Raw genomic sequence first — 23,695 nt, forward strand, 5'->3', positions numbered from 1 at the left:
CCATGACCACTTCACAGGTCGAACCCTCCACCGCTCAGGGCGGGCTCTCCCCGGCGGCCCGGCAACTGCTGGAACGCAGACTGCGCGGCCGGGCCGACGCCGCCGCGGCGGCGGGCATCCCCCGGGTCTCACCCCGACCGGAGCGCGTCCCGCTGTCCTCCGCCCAGCAGGGCCTCTACTTCCTCCACCGGCTCGACCCCCGCGGCGTCGAGTACCTGATGCCCGCCGCCTGGCGGTTCACCGGCCCCCTGGATGTGCCCGCGCTGGACGCCGCGGTCGGCGACCTGGTCGTGCGCCACGAGCAGTTGCGGGTGGTCTTCCCTGACGTGGAGGGCGTACCGGCCCAGGAGGTGCTGCCCGCCGACGGCGCCGGCCTGCACCTGGTGGAGCTGCCCGAGGGGGCGGACGCCGCCGCCGTGGCCGAGGCCGTGCGCGCGGCGGCGCTGCGCCCCTTCGACCTGGCCGTCGAGCCGGGGTTCCGCGCCACGCTGGTGCGGGTCGCGGCCGAGGAGCACGTGCTGGTCCTGGCCCTGCACCACATCGTCGCGGACGGCTGGTCCCTCGACCTGCTGATGCGGGACCTGCGCTCCTTCCACGCGGCCCGGTCCGCGGGCACCGCGCCGCCCGCCGACCCGGCGCCGATCTCCTACGCGGACTACGCGATCTGGCAGCGCGGCCGCGACGAGAGCGCGGACATCGCCTACTGGCGCTCCGCCCTGGCGGGCCTGACCCCGCTCGAACTCCCCCTGGACCACCCGCGCCCGACCACCCGTTCCTACGCCGGCGCCGTGCACACCGTGGAGCTGCCCGCGGAGCTGACGCGGGCGCTGGCGAAGGTGGGCCGACGGACGGACACCAGCGCGTACATGACCTCCCTGGCCGCGTTCCAGGCCGCGCTGGGCTTCCACAGCGGGCAGGACGACATCGTGATCGGGACGGTCGTCGCCAACCGCGAGCGGCCGGAGACCGAGCAGCTCGTCGGCTTCTTCGTGAACACCCTGGTCGTACGGACCGACCTGGCGGGCGACCCGACCGGGGACGAGCTGCTCGCCCGGACCCGGGAGAGCGTGCTGGGGGCCCTCTCGCACCAGACGCTGCCCTTCGAGCGGGTGGTGGACGAGCTGAGTCCCGACCGGGACCTGTCGCGCAATCCGCTGTTCCAGGTGCTGTTCACGCACACCGCTGCCGAGCGGGGCGACTACGCGCTGGGCGGGGCCACCGGAGCGGCCTTCCCGATCGACCTGACCACCGCCAAGTTCGACCTGACGCTGGACGTCCTGGACGACGCGGGCCGCCAGAGCCTGCGCCTGGTCTACCGTCCCGACCTGTTCGCGGCGGAGTCGATCGCCCGGCTGGCGGAGCACACGGTGGCGGTCCTGCGGGCCTTCACCCGCACGCCGTCGCTCCCGCTGAGCCGCACGACGCTGCTCACGGACACGGAGCTCGCGGAGCTGCTCGGCCCCGAGGGCCCGGCGAACCGGCCCGCGGCGAACGTCGAAGTGACCGCGAAGGCGGCTCCCCGGCTCGCCGGGGAGCGGCTGGCGGAGCACGTCCGGCGCACGCCCGACGCCGTGGCCGTCTCGGGCGGCGGGCGCGCCCTGACCTACGCCGAACTGGACGCGTCCTCCCGGGCGCTGGCCATGCGGCTGCGGGCCGCCGGGATCGGCCCGGAGTCCCTGGTCGGGGTGTGCCTGGGCCGCTCGGTCGACCTGCCCGTGGCGCTGCTCGGGGTGTGGCGGGCGGGGGCTGCGTACCTGCCGCTGGATCCGGCGCACCCGCGGGCCCGGCGGGAGTTCACCGTCGCCGACGCGGGGGTGGAGTGGGTGGTCACCGACGACACCGGGCTCGCGGCGGTGGAGGGGCTGGCGGTGGGGGTGATCCCGCTGTCCGAGCCCGCGGTCGCCCCCACCCCGGAGACCGGCGCGCCCGGCGCGGCCGACGACCTCGCCCGCGTGGTCCCGGGTCCCGACTCGCTCGCCTACGTCATCTACACCTCGGGCTCCACCGGCCAGCCCAAGGGCGTCGAGGTCACCCACGCCAACCTGGCCTGGTTGCTGGGCGCGGCCGACCATCACTTCGACTTCGGCCCCGACGACGTCTGGACCCTGCTGCACTCCCCCGCCTTCGATTTCTCCGTCTGGGAGCTGTGGGGTCCGCTGACCTCCGGCGGGCGGGTGGTGGTGCTGACCGAGGACGAGGTGCGCGACCCGGCCGCGGTGCACGCCGTACTGCGCGCGGAGCGCGTGACCGTGCTCAACCAGACCCCGGCGGCCTTCAAGGGGCTGCGGGCGCACCTGGCACAGCAGGGCGCCGACTTCGCCGAACTGGCGCTGCACACGGTGGTCTTCGGCGGTGACGCCTTCGACGCCCGGGACTACCGGGACTGGTTCGCGGGTCCGGCCGCCGGGCGGCCCGCGCTGGTGAACATGTACGGCATCACCGAGACCACCGTGCACGTCACCTACCGGTTGATCACCGAGGCGGACACGGTCGCGGCGGTCTACTCCCCGATCGGCCGCCCGCTGGCCGGGCAGCACGGGTACGTCCTGGACCGGACGGGCCGGCTGGCGCCCCGGGGCACGGTCGGCGAGCTGTACATCGCCGGCGGCGGCGTGGCCCGCGGCTACCGCAACCGGCCGGAGCTGACCGCCGAACGCTTCCCGTCGGACCCCTTCGCACCCGCCACCACGGCCACGGCCACGGGCGGGGCCGTGGCCCGGATGTACCGCACGGGTGACCTGGTGCGGGTGCTCCCCGACGGGCAGCTCGCCTACGCGGGGCGCGCCGACCACCAGGTGAAGATCCGCGGCTTCCGGATCGAGCCGGGCGAGATCGAGACCGCGCTGCGGGTGCTGCCCGGCGTGCGGGACGCCTCGGTGGTGGCCCGGCCCGACGGACACGGCGGCGCCCGGCTGGTGGCCCACGTGGTGCTGAGCGAGGGGCGGCCGCTGGACGCGGCGGACCTGCGCGACCGGCTGCGCCTGACGCTGCCGGAGTACATGGTCCCCGCCCTGTTCGTGCGGCACGCCGAGCTGCCGATCACCGCCAACGGCAAGGTGGACCGTGCGGCCCTGATCGCGGTGGCGGCCGAGGGGGCCGCGGCCCCGGCCGACTTCACGGCTCCCGAGGGCGCGGTCGAGGAGGCGCTGGCCGGCATCTGGTCGGAGGTGCTCGGCGCCGAGCGGATCAGCCGGACCGCGAACTTCTTCGACCTCGGCGGGGACTCCATCCTGGCCCTGCGGGTGATCGGCCGGGCCCGCTCGGCCGGGCTGGGCCTGAGCGTGGCGGACCTCTTCCGGGCCCGGACCCTGGCCGACCTGGCCGCCGCGGCGCGGGAATCCGAGGACCCGGCGGGTCCGCCCCCGGTCGCACCCTTCTCGCAGCTGGACCCGGCGGACGCGGCGCGGCTGCCGGACGGGCTCGTCGACGCCTATCCGCTCACCTTCCTGCAGACCGGCATGCTGCACGAGATGCTGGCGGACCCGGAGCGCGGGGCGTACCACAACGTCACCGACCTCAAGATCACCGTGCCCGAGGGCTTCGACCTGGCCGCCTTCCAGAGCGCCGTGGACGCGGTGGTGCGCGCCCACGACATCCTGCGCTCCTCCGTCGACCTGGTGTCCTTCTCCGAGCCGATCCAACTGGTGCACCCGACGGCCGACCTGCGGGTGGGCTACGTCGACCTGCGCGGCCAGGACCGGGCGCGTCAGCGGGCCGTGGTCAAGGCGTACGTGCGGGAGGAGTTCGCCCGCCGCTTCGACCTGGCGGCCGCGCCCCTGGTCCGGCTGCACCTGCACCACGTCGGCGACCACGAGCTGCGGTTCACGGTCACCGACTGCCACATCGTGCTGGACGGCTGGAGCCTGACCTCGCTCATCGCCGACGTCCTCGACCTGCACCGCCAGGTGGTGGCGCAGGGCCGGCGCGAGCCGAGCCTGCCGCCCTCGCCCCGGTTCGCGGAGTACGTCGCCCTGGAGCGGGCGGCGGTGGACTCCGAGGAGAGCCTGAAGTTCTGGAGCGCCCAGCTGGACGACCTGCGGCCGGTGCGCTTCGGCCGCCGCTCGGGCGGGCCGGTCGACGGCGACGCCGCCATCATCGAGATCCGACGTTCCTACGCGGCGCTGGCCGAGCCGATCGGGCAGCTCGCGAAGCGGGCGGGCGTCCCGCGCCGGACCGTGCTGCTGGCGGCCTTCCACCACACGATGGGCCTGTTCACGGACGCCGAGGCGGACACCGACGGCGGGTCCGCCGGGCACTCGATCGGTCTGGTCACCAACGGCCGCCCGGAGGAGAGCGGCGCGGACCGGATGCGCGGGCTGTTCCTCAACACCGTGCCGTTCGGGATCCGGCGGACCGGGGAGAGCTGGCTGGACCTGGTGCGCGAGGTCTTCACCGCGGAGCAGGACCTGATGCCGCACCGCCGGGTGCCGCTGGCCCGGCTGGGCCGACTGCGGCCGGACGAGCCCGGTCTGGTCGACGTGCTCTTCAACTACATCAACTTCCACCGGCTCTCCGGGGACACCTGGGACGAGTCGGAGGAGATCGCCCGGACGATGTTCCCGCTCAACATCAATGTGAGCGTGCAGGGCTTCACGGTCGATGCCGATACGACCCGGGTCGACCCGGCCACCGCCGAACAGCTCGCCGACGCGGTGTGCGCGCTGCTGGAGACCATGGTCGGGGACCCCGACGGGCCGGTGGTGCGGCCCGTGCTGCGGGGCGCGGCCCGGGAGCGGGCGCTGGTGGAGTGGGCGCGCGGTCCGGTGGTGGACAACGACCCCCGGATGTTCCAGGAGTGGATCGCGGAGCACGCGCTGCGCACTCCGGACGCGGTCGCCGTCACCCATGCCGACCGCGAGGTCGGCTACGGCGAACTCGACGCGGCGGCCGGGGTGTTGGCGGGCCGGTTGCGGGAGCTGGGCGTGGGCCCGGAGGTGATCGTCGGGATCTGCGCGGACCGGGGTCCGGACATGGTGCGCTCCGTGCTGGCGGTCCTCAAGGCGGGCGGCGCGTTCCTCCCGCTGGATCCGCAGCACCCCACCGAGCGGCTGGAGTTCGTGGCCGGGGACAGCGGGATGCGGGTGCTGCTCACCCAGTCCGCGCTGGTGGGCCGGGTGCCCTTCGAAGGCCCCGTCGTGCGGGTCGACGTACCCGCCGAGTGCGCGGGCTCCGGCGGCGTCCCGGTGGCCGGTACGGGCCCGGACAACACCGCCTACGTGCTCTACACCTCGGGTTCGACGGGCCGCCCCAAGGGCGCGGCGGTCCCGCACCGGGGCCTGAGCAACCTGATCCTCGGCCAGCGGGACGTCTTCGCCCCGCGACCCTCGGACCGGGTGCTGCAGTTCGCCTCCTTCAGCTTCGACGTGTTCGTCAGCGAGCTGACCTGGGCCCTGGCCAACGGGGCACGGCTGTGCACCGCGCCGAAGGAGGCCCTGATGCCCGGCCCGGACCTGGTCGCGACCCTGCACCGGTACGGGGTCACCGCGGCCGCGCTGCCGCCGAGCACCCTCGCGGTGCTCGCGGAGCAGGGCGATCCGCTGCCGCTGCTGCACACCATCGTCACCGGCGGCGAGGCGCCCACGGCCGAGATGTCGGACGTCTGGTCCCCGGGCCGGATGTTCATCAACTCCTACGGGCTGACCGAGACGTCGGTGTGGTCCTGCGCCGAGGTGTGCGTGGCCGGCACCGGGCTGCCGCCGATCGGTCCGTCGATCCGCAACAGTCAGGTCTACGTCCTGGACCGGGACCTCGAACCGGTGCCGGTCGGGGTGCCCGGCGAGATCTGCCTCGGCGGTGACGCCGTCGGCCTGTACTACCTGAACCGCCCCGCGCTGACGGCCACCACCTTCGTGCCCGACCCCTACGGCGTGCCCGGTGGCCGGCTCTTCCGCACCGGCGACCTCGGCCGCTACCACGCCGACGGAAGCATCGAGTGCCTCGGGCGTCGGGACAACCAGGTCAAGCTGCGCGGGTTCCGCATCGAACTGGGCGAGTTGGAATGCGCGTTGCGGGAGCTGCCCGAGGTGAACAAGGCGGTGGTGCTGTTGCGCCGTGACCTGCCGGGCGATCCGGCGCTGGTCGCCTACGTCGTCCCGGAGCCCAGGTGCGCGCCGGACGCGGAGGGGATCCGCCAGGCGCTGCGCGCCAGGATGCCGGCCTACATGGTGCCCGCGCGCTTCGTCTTCCTCGACGAACTGCCCCTGAACAGCAGCAAGAAGGTGGACCGGCGGGCCCTGCCGCTGCCGCTGGAACGCTCGGACGTGGACGCCGAGTCCACTCCCCCGCGCACGCCGACCGAGGAAGTGCTCGCCGAGGTGTGGCGCGACGTACTGGGCGCGGCGGAGGTCGGCGTCCACGACGACTTCTTCCGGATCGGCGGGAGTTCGCTCTCCACCGTCCGGGTGGCCGCCCGGGCGGCGGCCCGCGGGCTGAGCGTCTCCGTGCGCGACCTGATCGAGCTGCCGACGATCGCCCAGCTCGCCGCCCGCGCCGAGGAGGCGGCGGCGAGCACCGCGCCCGTCGCCGTGACCTCCGAGGTCCGGCTGCGCGAGGGAACGGGCGACCCGCTGTGGTGCGTGCACCCGACGGGCGGCAGCGCCGCCTGGTACGTGGGACTGGCGCGGGCCCTGCCGGCGGGGACACCGGTGCGCGCCTTCCAGGCGCGCGGCCTGCTCGGCGGGGTGGACCCGACGACGGTGGCCGGCATCGCGGCCAACTACGTCGCCGAGATGACCGCGCACGGCGGGGACGGCCCGCACGACCTGCTGGGCTGGTCCATGGGCGCCAACCTGGCCATGGAGATGGCCACCCAGCTGCACGAGGCCGGCCACCGGGTCGCGCCGCTGACCCTGATCGAGCCCTACCTCCCCAGCGAGGTCGCGCGCGGCCAACTGGCCTCCGTCAGCGCCAAGATGGTCACCGGCAAGGAGCTGCGCGACCGGCTGCGCACGCTGGCCCCCGGCGCGGCGCGCGAGGCGGTGACGGCCGAGCTGACCGCCCTGCTGCTGAGCGCGGACATGAGCCCGAGCGAGGCCGCCCTGGTGGAGCACGCGCCGATCGAGGTGTGGCACTCGCTGCTCACCGCCCTGGCCGACTACGAGGTACGGCCCTACCCGGGCCACGTCCACCTGGTGGTGGGCTCGCACGCGGCGGCCCTGCCCGACGGCGAGCCGATGCCGGGCCTCGACGTGGACTTCCGCGCGTACGTCGAACGCTGGCGGGAGCAGGCCCTGGGCGGGCTGACCCTGCACGTCACCGAAGGCGACCACATGTCGCTGATGTCCGAGCCCCTGCTGGGCCGGACCGCTTCCCTCCTGCACGCCATCCGGACGGAGACCCGGGCATGACCACGACGATTCCCGCGGGCGGCCCGGCCGCCCTGCTGACCGCGCCCACGAACCTGCTGACGGCGCCCCCGCGGCCCGCCTTCGCCGAGCGCTACCTCCTCGACCCCGAGCTCAACGCCGACCCCTACGGCTACCTCAACGCACTGCGCGACCACGACCCGGTCCACTGGAGCGCCATGCACCGGGCCTGGCTGGTCACGGGACACGGCCAGTTGATGCACTGCCTGCGCGACCCGGCGGTCTCCGCCGAGCGGGTGGGCCCCCTGATGGACGCCGTCCCCGAGGGCGCCCGGGAGGACACCGAGCGGGCGTTCTCCATCCTGTCCCGCTGGATGGTCTTCAACGATCCCCCGCAGCACCGGCGGCTGCGCCAGGTGTTCCAGGAGCAGTTCTCGGCGCGCGGCATCGCCCGCTACCGCACGTTCGTCGAGCGGGCCACCCGGGCCATGCTGACCCGCCGTTCGGTGCCGGGCAACGGCGGCGACCTGCTCGCCGACATCGCCCGGCCGCTGCCCTCGCTGGTCTTCGCCCGCTGGCTGGGCGTCCCCCAGGCGCACAGCCCCTCCTTCTGGTACTGGAACGCCCGGGTGGGCGACCTGGTCCTCGGGGCGGCGCAGGAGGAGCGCGAGTACCGCACCTCCCTCCAGTCCCTGGTGAAGTTGGACGACTACCTCGCCGGTCTCGTCCGCGAGCGCGGCGCCGACCCGAAGGACGACCTGATCAGCTCCGTGCTGGCGGGCGGCCAGATCGGGAAGTCGGTCAGCGAGGAGGAGTTCGTCGGGATGCTGACCCAGATGGCCTTCGCGGGCGGGGAGACCACCAGCAACCTGATCGCCAACACGATGCTCGCCCTGCTGCGCCACCCCGAGCAGTTGGCGGAGGTCCGCGCGAACCCGGACCTGGTGCCGCTCGCCGTCGAGGAGGCGATGCGCTTCGACGGCCCCTCGAAGATGTCGATCCGCAGCGCCGCCCGCGACTTCGACCTCGACGGCCGCGCGGTGCGCGGCGGGGACCGGCTGTTCCTGGTCACCGCCGCCGCCAACCGGGACCCCGAGCGGTTCGCCGACCCCGACCTGTTCAGCTTCGCGCGGGGCAGCACCTCGCACCTCGGCTTCGGCTTCGGCGCGCACTTCTGCATCGGAGCCGCGCTGGCGCGGCTGGTGGCCTGCTCGGTGGTCGGCGTCCTCGTGCGCGAGTACCCGGACCTGGTGCTGACCACCGACCGGCACACCTGGCAGCCGTCCCTGCTCAACCGCGCCCTGACGGCCCTGCCCGTCCGGTACTGACACACGGGCCGTCCGGTACCGACCCCGGGCGGCCGGGTCCCGGACCCGGCCGCCCCCCTGAAACGCCCCGGCCGCCCCCGGCGGCCCGACGAAGGGTCCGATCATGGCCTCCACCCTGGCGAGCGCGGGCACCCGCCTGCGCGCCCCCGCCAAACTGCCCTCGTTCCGGCTGCTGTGGCTGGGGCAGTCCCTGTCCCTGCTCGGAGACGGCTTCAGCTACATCGCCTTCTCGTGGATCACGCTGAGCCTGACCGATTCCACGCTGGCCCTCGGCTACGTCCTCGCCTTCCAGGCGGTGCCGCGGGCCCTGCTGACCCTGGTCGGCGGCTCGCTCAGCGACAAGTGGTCCTCGCGGACCCTGATGACGCTCTCCAGTGCGGCCCGGGCGCTGCTGATGGCCGGCGTCGGGCTGATCGGGATGACCGGCTCGTTGACGGTGCCGATCCTGTGCGGGGCCGCAGCCGCCTTCGGCGCCGTCGACGCCTTCTTCCAGCCGGCCCGGGCCTCGATCCTGCCCACCGTGGTGGACAAGGAGATGCTGGCCCCGGCCAACGCCCTGCTGGCGGTCGGCACCAAGGTGTCCGCCATCCTCGGCCCGGCCGTCGGCGGCATGGTGGTGGCCCTCTCGGACGCCCCCGTCGCCTTCCTCGTGGACGCCGTGTGCTTCGCGCTCTGCGGCCTGTGCGTCTCCCGGATCCGGACCCTTCCCCGCGGACCCGAGGAGGCCGGGGACGACGCCGCGGCGGGCACGGCGAAGGAGGCCGGGGACTCCCTGCTCACCCGGATGCGGGCGGGGCTGCGCTACGCCCTGGAGGACCCGCGGATCCGCTCCATCCTGGTGGTCGACACGGCGATGACCTTCTGTTACGCCGGTACCTTCACGGTCGGCTTCGCCACGCTCGCCAAGGTGGACCTGCAGGGCGGTTCCACCACTCTGGGCCTGCTCAACGGCGCCCTGGCGGGCGGGGCGATGCTGGGGACCCTGGTCGGCGGTGCGCTGAGCAGCCTCCCCCGGGTCGGGCTGCTGATCGCCGCGCTGGCCGGGTGGCTCGCGGTGGGCATGGGGGTGCTGGGGCTGGTGGACAGCACCGTGGCCGCGTTCGTGACCGTACTCGCGATGGGCTTCGGCATCGGCTTCCAGGGGGTCTTCGGCCTCAGCTGGATCCAGCGCACCATCGATCCCTCGGTGCTCAGCCGCGTGATCTCCCTGGACATGGTCCTCGGCTACGCCACGGCCCCGCTCTCGCTGATCCTGTGCGGGGCCCTGGCCCGCCACGGCAGCGGCCCGATGTTCGCGGTATCGGCCGGGGTCCTCGCCCTGACGGCCCTGGGAGTGCTGAGCTCGAAGGCGGTGCGCGGCATGCGCTGAGGACGACGACATGTCCATCATGACAGGTCAGCAGCGTTTTTCGTAGGACGGAAAGCACAGTTCGCAACGCTTGTCCCATCCGTTCCCCGCCGCGCAGAATCTCCTTCTTGCGTCATCCGGAGACAGGGGGAATGGTGACGATCGATCACGATGCGGTACTTCGGGCCCGCGTGCTGCTGCTGGGGTCCGGCCAGCGGAGTCGCGCGGAGCTGGTCGACGCGTACCGGGTGCTGGCCGAGGTGAACCCGAAGGTCTACGCGCCGAAGTTGGTGGACGCCCTGCTCTCGCTCCACTACCAGAGCAGGAATCCGGAGGTGGACGTCGCGCTGACCGCCGAGGCCGCACGGGCCGCTCGCGGGATCGAGGTCGGTGAGCCGAGACGGACCGAGCGGTTGCACCGGGCCTTGAACGCCCACCAGGTGTCGCTCTTCGCCCTCGGGCGCAGGGCGGAAGGGCGCGCGGTCTGCGAGGAGCTGGCCGGGGCCGGCCTGAGCGATCCCTTGACGAGGGTCCTGGCCGAGGAGGGGCGCTTCGCGGAGGCGGCGGAGCTCGACGAAGCGGCTGCCCGGGACGGGGACTCGGACCACGTGTTCTGGAACAGGGTGCAGTGGGCGGCGAACCTGGAGGGCGCCGGGCAACACGACGCCGCGGCGGCCGTCTTCCGCGAAATCCTGGCGGAGACCCGGCGCAAGGCGGCCGAACAGGACACCTCGCTGTCCATACTCACCTGGGAGTCGGTCCACTTCTCCCGGATGCGGGACGCCGTCGGCGACGGGGCGGGTGCCGCGGCCGCCCGGCGCGAGGCACTGGGCGTCCTGGAGGAGCTCGCGAGCACGGGAGAGCCGAGGAACTGGAGTTGCATCCTCGGGTGGTGGAAGACGCTCTTCGTCCTGTCGGGACGGGCGGCCGAACCCGCCGCGAGCCCCGAGTCCCCGATGCCCCCGTTCGGCGCGAATCACGGCTGGTCACGCGACGTGCGGGACGGGTTCCTCGGCATGCTGGCGGGCCTCGAAGCGCAGGCGGCGGCGCTGCGCGGGGCACACCGGCTGCCCGAGCTGGTCGACGTCCAGCGCAGGATCGGCATCCGCGCGGCCGTCCGCGACGGCGACCACCCCTACCTGTTCGAGGAGCGGTTCACGCCGTACTTCGACGAGGGCGTCACGCTCGCCCGCCGCACGCCCGACGACCGCGCACGCCTCGCCCGCGCCCTCATCGACCGGTCGATGTTCTTCGTCGCCGCACGCACCTTCGAGCCCGCGCACGCCGACTTCGCCGAAGCGGTCGCCCTCCTGGACGGCGCCCCCTAATCACGCAGGGAGGCGGAAAGGGCGCACAGGGCCGCGCGGTTGGAGCGGCCCGTCTTGCTGCCGAGGCTGGCGATGTGCTTCTCCACCGTGCGGGGCGAGATGTACAGGCGGTCCGCGATGTCCTTGTTGCCGAGGCGCTCGGCGAGCAGCCGGAACACCTCGTACTCGCGCACCGTGACCCCCTGGGTGCGCAGCACGTCCGGGATGCTGCCCGAGCCGGTTCGCCGCTGGGCGACGGGGGCGCCCATCCGGCGCAGGGCGGCCCGGCAGGCGTTCGCGACGGGGGCGACGGACTGCTGGTGGAAGTGGAGTTCGGCGCGGCGCAGCCAGGCCACGGGCTCCCCCCAGCCGTCCGCGTGGGCCGCCTCGGCGATGAGCCGCAGACCCAGGTGGAGGGCGGTGGCGTACGGCTCCGCGGTGCGCAGGGCCTCGTTGACGGCGGCGGCCGCCAGGTCGGGTCTTCCCTCCCGGCCGTCCAGGACGGCGCCCGCGAAGTGCACGAACTGTCTGTTCCAGCGCATCCGGCCGGGGGCGGTGGCCGCGATCTCCTCGTACGGACCGCGGCCGGCCTCGCCCGAGAGCACGTCCAGCAGCAGCCCGATGCCGTAGCGGCCGCTGAGGTAGTACGTACTGGGGTTGGTGCTCTCCAGCTCGGCCACGGCGTGCAGTTCACGGACCGCGGCGGGCCGGTCCTCCTCCATCAGCGCGCAGAAGGCACGGGCCAGCCCCCGGGTCAGCGGCTCCTCCTGGGAGCCGCTGCCGTCCCACTCGGCGAAGGCCGTGAGCGCGCGTTCCATGTCCGCCCGGTCGCCCTGGTGCGCGGCGAGGGTGGCCCGCGCCATCAGCACGTAGCGGGTGGCCGGAGCCAGGCGCAGCCGCTGGACGACGGCCAGGCACTCCTCGGCGGCCTGGGCGGCGGCGGCGAACTCGGCGCGCAGCACCGCGTCGAGGATCATGATCCCGTCGATGGTGTACACGATGGTGGCGGAGCCGAGCCGCTGGGCTTCGCCGCGGGCCGCGAGCAGCGGGATCGTGTTGCCCTCGGTCAGCCAGTTGTTCCCGCCGATGCGGGTGAGGGCGTACATCCGCTGGAGCGGGAGCTGGTGCTGTTCGGCGGTGTGCAGGGCCGATTCCAGCAGGGCCGTGGCCTCGTCGAAGTCCCGCTCGCGGGCCAGCGTGGCGAGCAGCTCCCAGGCCTGGCAGACCACCGTGGGCAGCCCGTGCCGTTCCGCGGCCTGGAGCGCCGAGTAGGCGAGCTTCTCGGCGAGTTGGGTGCGGTCCGGGCCGGGGGTGTCGAGGGCGAGGTAGGCGGCTGTGACGTCGATGGAGGCGGTGCTGCGCTCGTCGGGGTGCACCCCGAGAAGGGCTCTGGCCTGGGCTATCTGCCGGTTGCCGTCCTCCCAACGCCCGGCGGTGTGAGCCACCTTGGCCAGCCTGGTGTGCAGGGCGGCCATCCGCTCGGCGCTCAGGCCGCTCCCGCCGAGGGTGTGCAGGTTCTCCGCGAAGCCGAAGGCCTGGGCGAAGTCGCCGGCTTCGGCGAGCGCGGGCAGCAGGGCCTCCAGGGCCGCCGTGCGGCCCGCCGCGTCGCCGCTGGCCGCGAGCAGCCGCTCGGCCCGGGCCAGCAGGGTGACGGCCGAACCGATGGCGCCGGCCGACAGGGCCCGCAGCCCCGCCACGGTGAACAGCCGGCCGGCTTCGGCTTCGTCACCGGCCTGGGAGCGCAACTCCGCGACGAGCGGGCACCATTCGCCCTCCAGCTCCGGATAGAGGTCCTGGACCGCGTCGGCGGCCCGGCCGGACATCTCCGCCCGGTTGGTGGGAGTGAGCTGGGTCAGCAGGGCCTCGGCGGTGAGCGAGTGGCGGAAGGCGTACCAGTCGGGGGCGGGTTCGTCGTGGACGACGAGCTGCGCCGCGACCCCCGCGTGCAGGTGGCTGAGCAGGCTGCGGTCGTCGATGCCGGTCATCCGCTGGAGCACGGTCAGCGGGAAGCGGCGGCCGATCACGGCGGCCGCGGACAGCAGGGTCAGTCCCTGCGGCGCCAGGCGGTCGACGCGCCGCAGGATGCCGCGCGCGAGGGCGGTGGACACGTCGCTGCGCAGGTCGCCCACGACCCGCCAGCCGTCCTCGGCGCGGACCAGCGCGCCGCTGCCGATCATGCCCTGGAGGAGTTCCTCGACGAGGAAGGGACTGCCCGCGCTGTCGTCCCACAGGCGCGCGAGGGCGGCTTCCGGGACCAGGTCGGCCTCGGTGTCCAGCTGCGCGGCGATCACGGCGCGGACCTCGGGCCGGGTCAGCGGGGCCAGTTGTAACACGGTTCCCACGCCGCGGCGGCGGGCCGATTCGGCCATGTCGAGGGCGTCGCAGGACTCGGTGCGGATCGTGGCCAGAAGTACCACGTTGGTGTATTCGAGGTTGTCCACGAGGTACTCGACGACGGCGAGGGTCTCGGGGTCGGCGTCGTGCAGGTCCTCCAGCAGGAGGAGCTGGCCGTCCTCCCGGCCCGTGGCGATGAGCAGCCGCAACACGGCCTCGCCGAGGATCACCATCGAGCTGTTGTCCTGGGTGTCGCTGCTCCAGTCCGGGATGATCCGGCCCAGCGCGGGCCGGTACGGGCCGAGCGGCAGGTCGTCCAGGGACGGGCCGCCCGCCGGGCCGCCGCGGAACAGCGCCATCAACGCTTCCGTCAATGGCCGGAAAGGCACTGTGGGGCCGGTGGTGCTGCTCCGGCCCCGCAGTGCCCGCATCCCGTCGTTGAAGGCCATCCCCACGGCCTCGGCGGCGAGCCGGGACTTGCCGATCCCCGCCTCGCCCACCAGGAAGACGACCCCGCCGCGCCCACCCTTGGCCTCGGTCAACGCGTGCTTGATCTCTAAGAGTTGAGAGTCACGACCGATGATGTACCGCGGACGGGAACGCATGAGCGCAAATCTAGTTCATGCGTACGGTCCGCAGTGCACCGAAAGTCGGCCTTTTCCACGTACCGGCATCCGGATACCGGGCACTACCAGGTGCCGTCGGGCGCCGAGACGCTGGTGTCGATCTGGCTGAGCGCGACCACGAGTCCGCTGGTGAGGACGAGACCGGCCAGCGCCCGGGCCCGCGCGCACGCCTTGTTGCGGCCCGACAGCGTGATGCCGCCCGCGGGGTCCCCGGCGGGAACCTCGGCGGCCGCGTCGGTGGTGGTGGCGGTGGCGTTGACCTGGAACTCCTGCATGGTGGTGAGTACCTTTCTCGGAACCTGAGGTGGAGGTGGCGCTCGGTGCTGCAGTGCGGTCGGTGCTGTGGTGCCGGCGGCTCTGACGTGCTGTGGGGCTGTCGGTCCGGCCGGAGTCGGTCACTGGAGCAGCAGGACGGACGGGACCGTCTCCGGGAAGCCCAGCCTGAGCAGGGCGTATCCGATGCCGGAGAGGCCGGTGAGGAGTCCGGGTGAAGGGACGTGGTCGGGGGTGCCACAGCGGTGGCCGTGGCGTTCGAGGCGGCCGAGGACCTGACCGGCGCGGTGGGTGAGGGCGGTGGCGGCCCGGGGGTGGCCCTGCCCGGCGAGGACGCTGAGCAGTTCCAGTGAGCCGAGGGTGCCGTTGCCCAGGCTGAGGTCGCCGAACTCGGCCGACTCGGTGGACTCCCCCGCCTCGGCGGGGTCGCTCAGCAGGGCCGCGCACCAGGTGAGTTCGGCTTCCGGGACCGGCTGACCGGCCCGGGCGAAGGCATCGGCGGCGGCGAGCGCGGTGCCCGCCAGCCCGGAGTGCCAACCGAGGTCGGCGGGGTGGCGCAGGGCCGCGTCCAGGGCGGGGCGCAGCAGGGCGGCGCCGGTACGCGCGTACTCCTCGGCCCGGACCGCCGCGGTGTCCGCCGGTCCCCGCTCGGTCTCGGCGGCCGCGTAGCGCAGCAGGGCCCAGCCGATGCCCGCGTCGCCCCGGGCGAATCCGGCGGCGGGGTCCGGCCCGGCGGAGCCGGCGAGGCGCGGTGCGGCCCGGGCGACGAGCCGGTCGGCGAAGGCGGCGGCGAGGACGGCGGCGCCGGGCATCCCGGTGAGGCGGTGCACGGCGACGGTGGCGGCCAGTGCTCCGGCGAGGCCGTCGGCCAGGTCGGCCGGGCCGTCGGGGTCGGCTTCGACGGCGAGGGCGAGGGCGGTGAGCGCGTCCGGCAGACAGGCCCGCAGCGGGTTTCCGTCGGAGTCGGAGTCACCGTTGGAGTCGCCGTCGCCGTCACCGTCGAACAGGGCGGACAGGCGGGCCACGGTGTAGACGATTCCGCTGAGTCCGTGCAGCGCGCCCGGCCCCACGGCGGCGCTGAGCGCGGGGTCGGCCGCGAGTGTGGCCAGCAGCTGCGGCAGCGGGGCCGCGGCCTGTCGGGCGAGCGTCGTGTAGCGTCCCGCGCCGGTCAGGGCGCCGAGCTGGGCCAGGAAGAGGGCCACTCCGCAGTAGCCCTGGGCCAGGCCGCCGCCCATCGGCAGGACGGCCCAGTGCTCACCGGCGACCTGCTCCAGGCCGAGCCAGTTGACCCGGCCGTCGCCGTGGACGGCGCGGGCCGCGATCTCGTCGGCGATCCCGCACGCGGCGGTCAGCAGCCGGGAGGGGTCGGGCACGACGGCGGGGGCGAGGTGCCCGGCCAGTGCCGAACGGGGGCCGCCGCCGCTGAGGTTGGCGCCGGTCACCGCGAGCGTCGCGGCGATGATCCACTCCTGGTCGTGCCGGTCCACCTCACCCATGCCGGCGATCTTGTCGAGGGCCGCCCGCAGACTGGGCGCGGGCAGAGCGCCCTCGATGGAGGTGCCCCGCGAGGTGCGCACCGAGGTGTGCGCGGGGTGGTGGAAGAAGAGCGGCACGTCCCCCTCCCACAGGTCGGCGGTCTCGTCCTCGATCAGCCGCTGGCGGGCCGGGTCGTTCTCGGATTCCGCCCACAGCACGGCGAAGAGCGCGTCCCGGGTCAGCGCGTCGCGCAGCACGTCGGGATGGGTGGACTCCTCCAGCAGGGTCGTGTAGAGCCGGGTGGCGCGGGCGATCAGCCGGCCCGGGCTGGTGGCCCAGCGGCCCAGCAGGCCGTCCTCGCCGAGGAGTTCGGCGCGGCCCGCGGCGATCGCGTCGTAGCCGGCCCGGAAGCCTTCGAGGAGTGCGGCCCGGTGGTCGCCGTGCCCGGCGGCCGGGTCCCGCGGGGCCGGTCGGTTCTGCCCGGCCGGCGTCTCGACGCGACCGCGCCGCACCCGCATCTCGTCCGTTCCGGCGGCCTCCCAGCTCATTCCGTCGCTGGGGTAGGAGCCGCCGTGACCGCCGCCGAGGGCGGAGATGTCCATGGCGCCGTTCTCGCCGATGAGCAGGCTCGGCAGCAGGCAGGTGCGGTGGACCGAGGCCGACAGGGCCGCCGCCGCGGGGTCGGACCCGCAGGTCACCGCGGCGGGCAGACCCGAGTGGAGCAGGGTCTCGGCGTCCACCAGGACCGGCTGGTCGCCGCAGGCGATCACGTTCTCGTAGTGCATGTCCACGCCGTCCACCGCGTACAGCAGGGCCAGCAGCGCGCCCTGGCGGCGGTAGAAGCGGTCGAGCTCGGTGGGCGAGGTGCACCAGCCGTGCTCGATGAACTCCAGCCAGCCGTACCCGGGCCGACGCACCGAGCGGGGGGTGCGCAGGCCGAGGCCCGGCACCTTGCCGTTGGTCCAGGCGACGGCCCGGTCGAGCAGGGCGTGCTGGTCGAGCGGGCGGGGCTTGAGCACGACGGTGGCGCCGTCGGCGAAGCGCAGCAGGGCGACGGAGCGGTTGCCCTGGTGGAGGTCACCGCGGCCGAGGTCGATCCGTACCAGCGGTCCGGGGTCGGCGCCGCCGAGCAGACCCCGCACGAACGCGGCCCGGTCGGCGCTGTAGCGGCGGACGAGCTCCGCCGTGGCGTCGGTGGCCTGGGCGCAGGACCGGGCCAGCATCCGGGCGAGCACCGGGTAGCCGGCGAAGAGTGCGGCCAGGCCCTCCCGGGTACCGAGCCGGGCCAGGAAGTCGGCGAAGCGCTCCCGCGGGGTCTCCCCCGCCAGCCGCCCCGCGCTCCGCTCCGCGTGCAGCTCCTTGACCAGGGTGCGGGCGGACTGCCGGATCAGCCGGTCGCCCAGCCAGCCCTCGAAGGCGGCGCGGACCGCGGCCAGTTCCGCCGCGGGCAGGTCGATCCGCTCGGCCGTGTCCGCCCAGGCCACCGCGGTCAGGGGGCGCAGCGCGGGCAGGAACACCGCGGCGCCGTCGGCCGCTTCGGGGCCGCACGCCCCCGCTGCGGTGCCCGAGGCGGTCGTGGCGTCCTGGTCCGTGCGCTCGGCGGGGGCCTGCGCCACGATCCGCTCGGCGTACCGGGCCCACTCGGGCTTCTCGGCACGGGCGGCGAGCCGCCACGGCAGCTCCGCCGCGAGGGCGTTCCCGGTGTCCTCGGTCACGCCCAGACCCGCCAGCCGCGCCACGAAACCGTCGGGGTCCCCCAGGGCCCAGGAAGCGGGCCGGGCGTGGGGGGCGTCGGTGCGCGCGGGTGCGGGGGCACCCGGTGCGGCGAGCCGCTCCCGCAGGTTCAGGGCCTGTGCCCACCAGGAGTGGGTCAGGCCGCCGACCTCGGGTCCTGCGGCGGTGGCGGTGTCAGTCACGAGAGAAAACTCGCAGAGCCGCGCGCCGCGCACATGGGGGCACGTCCCCCATATTCCGAACGGCGGCCCCCAGAGCCCCCCATCCGCAGGGCGCGCCCGCCCCGCGCCCCCTGCCCGCACGCTCCCGGCGGACCCGACGCGCACCCCGGTCCGACCTCGGACGCACCGCCCCGGCCGCCCTCCCGCAGGACCGGGACGGCGGCCTTCACACGATCCGCCGCTGGTGGCACCGCGCCTTCACAAATGTGGGGGCAGGGGCCCGATGCCGCTCCCGGCGGCCGCCCCCAGTCTGGGAACCAGCACCCCTTCCGCCGGTCCGACACCCGGTAGGCGGATGACTTTCGGAGGACCCGGTGGGAGAACCCGTCCCTGTCAACGTCATCGCACTCGATCCGGTGCTCGAAGCCGGCACCAAGAGCGCCCTGCTCGCCTGTCCGGAGGTGGCCCTGAGCGCTCCGGGCGGCGAACCCCGCGTCGTGGTCATGACCGTGGACCGGGTCGGCCGCACGGAACTCGACGTACTGCGCTCGATCCGGGACACCCCGTCCCGTCCGGATGTGGTGCTGGTGGCGGGCGAGCTGGAGCCCGCCGACGCCCTGCATGCGATCGCCGCCGGGGCCCGGGGGCTGCTGCGCCGCCGCGAGGCGGACCCGGTCCGTCTCGCCCGGGCCGTACGGGCCGCGTCCCGCGGTGACTGCACCCTGCCGCCGGACCTGCTGGACCTGCTGTTGGAGCACTCCGGCGCCCGGGGGGCGGCTGCCGACGTGGCGGCCGGGCCCTGGGACGCGGCCGGGCTCAGCGATCGGGAGCGGTCGGTGCTGCGGATGGTGGCGGACGGCCACGAGACGAGCGAGATAGCCAAGCGGCTGTGCTACTCGCCGCGGACCGTGACCACCGTCGTGCACGACATCACCCAGCGCTTCCGGCTGCGCAACCGCGCCCACGCCGTGGCCTACGCGCTCCGGGCGGGAATGCTGTGAGCCCCGTCGCCGCACCGACGCGCACGTCGACCCGCGAAGTCGGCCTCGAAGCGGTCCGGTTGAGCCGGATGTTGGCCCAGGTCGCCACCGGCCTGGCGCCCGCCCCCGAACCGGCCCCGGACACCGTCGAGATGCCCTATCCCGATCTGCTGCGCCTGCTCTGCGGACACCCCGCGCAGCCCGCCGCCAAGCCCGCGATCGCCGCGGACGCACCGCACTTGACCGCACGCCAGACCTCGGTGCTGGCGCTGATGGCGGAGGGTCACGGCAATGCCGTGATCGCCCGCACGCTGTCCTGCTCGGAGCACACCGTCAAGAACGTCATCTACGAGCTGATGTCCCGGCTGCACGCCCGCAACCGCTCGCACGCGGTGGCCTGTGCGGTGCAGTACAGCCTCATCTGACGCGCGCCCGCGGCGTACGACCCCCACGGTCCGCGCGCGGCGCGCGTGCGTCCCGGCTACCTGGACGAGCGCGAGTTGCCGAAGAGGATCCGGTAGGCGATCAGCAGCACCAGCGAGCCCGCGATCGCGGCGCCCCAGGTGGCCAGGTCGAAGAACTGGTTCTGGATGGGCCGGTCGAGGAACTTGGCCGAGAGCCACCCGCCGATGAAGGCGCCGGCGACCCCGATCAGGGTCGTCCCGATCAAGCCCCCCGGGTCGCGCCCGGGCAGCAGGACCTTGGCGATGCCTCCGGCCAGCAGCCCCAGGATGATCCAGCTGACGAACCCCATACCCACTCACTCCTCTAGCCTGCCTGCCCGCACCCGCCCTCGGTGTGCGCGCTCACCAGGAAGGACGCCGCGGGGGCCGAAATGGTTCTCACGCGCGGATCCGGCCGGTCCGCATGGGGAGGTCACGGAGGTGCGCGGACCCGAACCTTGAGCGGGCTATGCCGTCAAGTGGCCGGAAAGGCACAGTCGTCGGGCAGGCCGGGCACGGTGCAGCGCACCCGCCCCGGTCCCTCCCCGTCCCGCGCCCTCCGTCACGCAGCGAGGCCTCCATGACACTGCCCGATCCGTCCGGTCCGGCGATCATCACCCACGTGCTGGTGGGGTACAGCCCGGTGATGCTCGGCAAACTGGACGTCCTGCTCCCCGAGAACTCCGTCCTGGTCGTGGAGGAGCCCGCCGTCATCGCCGCGCGCCGCATCGACCGCCTGGCCGCCGCGCACCGCTGCGTGGCGGCGGTGCTCGCCGCGCCCAGCCAGGACGAGGAGCACCCGCAGCGGGTCGTCGCCGCGGTGCCCCGGCCCCCGGCCGTGCGCGCGGTCGTTCCGGTCGTGGAGTACGGCGTGGTGGCCGCCGCCGCCCTCGCCGAGGCGTGGGGGCTGCCCGGCGCGGGCCCGAAGGCCGCGCGGATCCTGCGGGACAAGGTCCTGCTGCGGGCCGCGGTGGACGGTACGGACCTGGACCAGCCCGCCTGGCAGCGGGCCCGCGGCCCCGAGGACGTGAGCGCCTTCCGCGCCCGCTTCGGCGGGGCGTGCGTGCTCAAGCCCGCGGGCCGCCAGGCCAGTCTCGGCGTACGACTGTTGGGACCGGACGACGACGGCGCCGCGGCCTGGGCACACACCACGACCGCCGACGAGCCGTCCCTGCACGCCGGTTACCCGGATTCCGCCCGCTATCTGGTGGAACAGCGCCTGTACGGACCCGAGGTGAGTGTCGAGGCGGTGGTGCACGAGGGCATCGTCGGCTTCACCAACATCACCGCCAAGATGGTCCAGGACTCGCGCCACCCCGTCGAGACCGGGCACACCGTGCCCGCCGCGCTGCCGGCGGCGCAGGCCGACGCGCTGCGCGGCGCGGTGGCGGTGCTGGTGTCGGCGACGGGCTTCCGTTCGGGCGTGCTCCACGCGGAGTGGATCCTCGACGACGGTCGCCCGCACCTGGTGGAGTGCGCGGCCCGGCTGCCCGGCGGCGGGATCACCGCCCTGATCGACCTGGCCTACGGGACGGACATCCTGTCCGCGCTGCTCGGGGTCCTGGACGGCAGCGCTCCGGCGCCGCAGCGCCCGCCCGTCCTGGGCGCGGCCGTACGGTTCCTGATCGCGCCCGTCGGCCCGGTGGCGGCGGTGGAGGGCGCCGAGGCCGCCCGGCGCGCCTTCGGGGTGGAGGAGGTGCACGTCGGGGTGGCGCCCGGCGACGTCGTCCTGGCCGTCACCAGTTCGTGGGAGCGGGCCGGCTATGTCATCGCCACCGGTACGGACGCGGCGGCGGCGGCCCGCAATGCCGAGGAGGCCGCCGCGCTGGTCTCGGTGCGCACGGCCGGGCCCGCGGGAGGTGCGCGGTGATGCGGATCTCGCTCTCGGACTACGTGCCGGCCACGGCGGCCGGCCGGACCTTCGCCCTGACCTCGCTGATCAACGCGATCGGCACCGGCCTGTTCCTCGCGGGCTCCACCATCTTCTTCATCCGCTCGGTGGGCCTGTCCCCCACCCAGATCGGCGCCGGCCTGGCCGTCTCCGGCTTCGTGGGCTTCCTGGCCACCGTCCCGATCGGCGCGCTCAGCGACCGGATCGGGGCCCGGCGGACGCTGATCGCGCTCCAGGTGTGGCGGGCCCTGTGGTTCGTGGCGCTGGCGTACGTCCACGGCTTCGTCGGCTTCCTGGTGGTGTCCTCCTGCCTCGCCGCCGCGGAGGGGGCGACGCAGCCGATGACGCAGGCGGTGGCGTCCGACACGACCGAGGAGTCCGACCGTACGCGGACGATGGCGATCGTCCGGACCGTGCGCAACATCGGCTTCTCGGTGGGCGCGCTGCTGGCGGCGCCGCTGCTGGCCGCCGACAGCATGTGGGCGTACCGGGGCATCGTGCTCGGCAACGCGGTGGCGTTCGTCGCCTCGGCGGTCATGCTGAGCAGGTTGCGGCTGGTCCGCTCCAGTGCGGCGCAGCGCAAGGTGGGTCCGCTGACGGCGATCCGGGGCTTCCGCGACTGGCGCTACCTCGGGCTGGCCGGGCTGGGCGGCGTGCTCAACCTGCACACGACGCTGCTGTCGGTGGGGCTGCCGCTGTGGGCGATGACGGCCACGGGGGTGCCGGCCGGTTTCGTGCCGGTGCTGATCCTGGTCAACACGGCGCTTTCGATCACGCTCCAGGTGCCGGTGTCGCGCGGTGCGGAGCGGCCCGGCGGGGCGACCCGCGCCCTGCGGCTGAGCGGCTTCGCACTCGCCGCGTGCTGTGCCGCCCTGGCGGCGGTGCACGGGCTCGCGCCGCTCCTGGCGGGGGCGCTGCTGCTGGCCGCGTGCGTCGCGCTGACCTTCGGGGAGATGTGGCACGCGGTCGGCAGTTGGGACCTGAGCTACGCGTTCGCGCCGGAGGACCGTCGCGGGACCTACCTGTCCGTCTTCAGCCTCGGCAGCGCGGGGCAGCGGATCGTGGGTCCGGCGCTGGTGACGGGCGTGGTGATCGGGACGGGAGCGGCCGGATGGGCCGCCCTGGGCGTCGTGTTCTGCCTGGCCTCGGTCCTCGTACCGCCGGTGACCCGGGCGCTGGAACGACAGCTGGAGCAGGCGCAGGAGCGGGAACGCAAGGAGCAGGGACAGAAGCAGGCAGCGAGCGAAGGGGCAGTGGCGTGAAGGATCTGCTGGTGGTCGGCGTCGGCACGATGGGGCGGCCGTACGTGGAGGCGGCGAGGCGGCTCGGGCACCGGGTCCGCGCGGTGGAGAACGCGGCGCTCATGGGCGGCCGCCCGGCCGAGGAGGACGTCTCCTACTACCCGGTGACGGGATCCCTGGACGAATCCTGGTTCGCCGGGGTGACGGCGGCGCTCGCCGACCGCGCCCCGGACGGGGTGCTCGCCTTCGCGGAGGCCAACGTGACCGCGGGCGCGCTGGCGCAGGAGCGGCTCGGACTGCCGGGTCCGTCCCTGCACGCCGCGGTGATCTCCCGCAACAAGGCCCTGCAACGCACCGGCTTCGGGGCGTACGGAGTGGCGCAGCCCGACTTCCTGCTGGCCCCGGACCTGCACGCGGCCCGGGAGTGGATGCAGGAGCGGCTGCCGGTGGTGGTCAAGCCGCTGTCCCTGGGCGGCAGCGAGGGCGTCGAGCTGGTCACGAGCGTCGCGGAGGCCGAGGAGATCGTGCTGCGGCGCGGCGGCGAGGGGAAGATCCTGGTCGAGGCCGCGGTGGCGGGGCCGGAGTACAGCTGGGAGGCGCTCGTCCACGAGGGCGAGGTGCTCTTCGCCAACGTGACGGAGAAGGAGACCACCGCCCCGCCGTACTTCGTGGAGCTCTCGCACCGCTGCGGGTACGCGTTCACCGATCCGGCGCAGGCGGCGCAGGTGGACGCCCTGACCGCGGGGGTGTTGCGGGGGCTGGGGATGCGGACGGGGCTGGTGCACCTGGAGTTCCGGGTGGGGCTGGACGGTCCGGTCCTGATGGAGGTGGCGGTCCGCACCCCCGGGGACTTCCTGGCCGAGGCGGTGAGCCTGACGTACGGCTTCGACCTGCACGAGGCGGTGGTGCGGCTCGCGCTCGGCGAGCCGCTCGGCGATCTGGTGCGCACCCGCCCGGTGGCGTACGCGGCGACGTACTTCCCCACCTGTGCGCCCGGCACGATCACGGAGGTCGACGGGCTCGCGGAGATCGCCGCGCACCCGGCGGTGGTCCGGGTCGGGCTGCGCAAGGGGGTGGGCGACCGGGTGGGCCCGCTCACCTCCTCCTCGCAGCGCCTCGGCCACATCCTGGTGAAGGCGGACTCGCCCGCCGCCCGCGAGGACGCCCTGAAGTTCCTGGCGGAGCGGCTGCGGATCACCGTACGGACCGACTGAGGCGCGCTGCCGGAGCCGCCGCGGGGAGGACCCGC

13 protein-coding genes are annotated in these 23,695 nt (G+C 74.3%); 9 read left to right on the top strand and 4 right to left on the bottom strand.

The window, feature by feature from the left end:
- The first annotated feature begins 2 nt into the window (after positions 1-2).
- From ACIBEA_RS07645 to ACIBEA_RS07660, 4 genes are all read left to right on the top strand, one after another.
- Positions 3-7,346 (top strand): amino acid adenylation domain-containing protein, encoded by a 7,344-nt coding sequence (locus ACIBEA_RS07645; RefSeq protein WP_399258893.1) that lies wholly within the window; start codon positions 3-5, stop codon positions 7,344-7,346.
- Complete coding sequence (locus ACIBEA_RS07650; protein ID WP_399258894.1) at positions 7,343-8,632, top strand: cytochrome P450; 1,290 nt, start codon at positions 7,343-7,345, stop codon at positions 8,630-8,632. The genes ACIBEA_RS07645 and ACIBEA_RS07650 overlap by 4 nt, the downstream gene beginning before the upstream one ends.
- A 103-nt stretch (positions 8,633-8,735) precedes the next feature.
- On the top strand, positions 8,736-10,001 hold the full coding sequence (locus ACIBEA_RS07655; protein WP_399258895.1) for an MFS transporter: 1,266 nt from the start codon (positions 8,736-8,738) through the stop codon (positions 9,999-10,001).
- Between the two features lie 131 nt (positions 10,002-10,132).
- On the top strand, positions 10,133-11,308 hold the full coding sequence (locus ACIBEA_RS07660; protein WP_399258896.1) for a hypothetical protein: 1,176 nt from the start codon (positions 10,133-10,135) through the stop codon (positions 11,306-11,308).
- Here ACIBEA_RS07660 and ACIBEA_RS07665 read toward each other — a convergent pair.
- The 3 genes from ACIBEA_RS07665 to ACIBEA_RS07675 all read right to left on the bottom strand — a co-directional run bounded on the left by ACIBEA_RS07665 (position 11,305) and on the right by ACIBEA_RS07675 (position 17,912).
- Positions 11,305-14,226 carry an AAA family ATPase gene (locus ACIBEA_RS07665; RefSeq protein WP_399258897.1) on the bottom strand — a complete coding sequence of 974 codons (2,922 nt, stop codon included), beginning with the start codon at positions 14,224-14,226 and terminating at the stop codon, positions 11,305-11,307. The genes ACIBEA_RS07660 and ACIBEA_RS07665 overlap by 4 nt on opposite strands.
- An 83-nt stretch (positions 14,227-14,309) precedes the next feature.
- Positions 14,310-14,522 (bottom strand): hypothetical protein, encoded by a 213-nt coding sequence (locus ACIBEA_RS07670; protein WP_399258898.1) that lies wholly within the window; start codon positions 14,520-14,522, stop codon positions 14,310-14,312.
- A 120-nt stretch (positions 14,523-14,642) separates the two neighbouring features.
- Positions 14,643-17,912 (bottom strand): type 2 lanthipeptide synthetase LanM family protein, encoded by a 3,270-nt coding sequence (locus tag ACIBEA_RS07675; RefSeq protein ID WP_399258899.1) that lies wholly within the window; start codon positions 17,910-17,912, stop codon positions 14,643-14,645.
- A gap of 353 nt (positions 17,913-18,265) precedes the next feature.
- On the opposite strand from ACIBEA_RS07675, the gene ACIBEA_RS07680 reads away from it, so the two are divergent.
- Both ACIBEA_RS07680 and ACIBEA_RS07685 read left to right on the top strand, forming a co-directional pair.
- Positions 18,266-18,892 (top strand): LuxR C-terminal-related transcriptional regulator, encoded by a 627-nt coding sequence (locus ACIBEA_RS07680; RefSeq protein ID WP_399258900.1) that lies wholly within the window; start codon positions 18,266-18,268, stop codon positions 18,890-18,892.
- On the top strand, positions 18,889-19,296 hold the full coding sequence (locus ACIBEA_RS07685) for a response regulator transcription factor (protein WP_399258901.1): 408 nt from the start codon (positions 18,889-18,891) through the stop codon (positions 19,294-19,296). The genes ACIBEA_RS07680 and ACIBEA_RS07685 overlap by 4 nt, the downstream gene beginning before the upstream one ends.
- Positions 19,297-19,352: 56 nt before the next feature.
- Here ACIBEA_RS07685 and ACIBEA_RS07690 read toward each other — a convergent pair whose 3' ends face one another.
- Positions 19,353-19,625 (bottom strand): GlsB/YeaQ/YmgE family stress response membrane protein, encoded by a 273-nt coding sequence (locus ACIBEA_RS07690; RefSeq protein ID WP_385777056.1) that lies wholly within the window; start codon positions 19,623-19,625, stop codon positions 19,353-19,355.
- A gap of 269 nt (positions 19,626-19,894) precedes the next feature.
- Here ACIBEA_RS07690 and ACIBEA_RS07695 point away from each other — a divergent pair, with 269 nt between their 5' ends.
- Genes ACIBEA_RS07695 through ACIBEA_RS07705 form a run of 3 tightly spaced genes read left to right on the top strand, consistent with a single transcriptional unit; the run spans position 19,895 to position 23,660 of the window.
- Entirely contained in the window at positions 19,895-21,184 is a 1,290-nt protein-coding gene (locus ACIBEA_RS07695) for an ATP-grasp domain-containing protein (RefSeq protein WP_399258902.1), read from the top strand.
- The gene (locus ACIBEA_RS07700) at positions 21,184-22,467 is read left to right on the top strand and encodes an MFS transporter (RefSeq protein ID WP_399258903.1); all 1,284 of its coding nucleotides are present in this window, start codon (positions 21,184-21,186) and stop codon (positions 22,465-22,467) included. The genes ACIBEA_RS07695 and ACIBEA_RS07700 overlap by 1 nt, the downstream gene beginning before the upstream one ends.
- Entirely contained in the window at positions 22,464-23,660 is a 1,197-nt protein-coding gene (locus ACIBEA_RS07705; protein ID WP_399258904.1) for an ATP-grasp domain-containing protein, read from the top strand. The genes ACIBEA_RS07700 and ACIBEA_RS07705 overlap by 4 nt, the downstream gene beginning before the upstream one ends.
- Positions 23,661-23,695 lie beyond the last annotated feature (35 nt).

The organism is Streptomyces sp. NPDC051555 (assembly GCF_044454405.1).
In the GTDB taxonomy this organism is placed as follows: Bacteria; Actinomycetota; Actinomycetes; order Streptomycetales; family Streptomycetaceae; genus Streptomyces.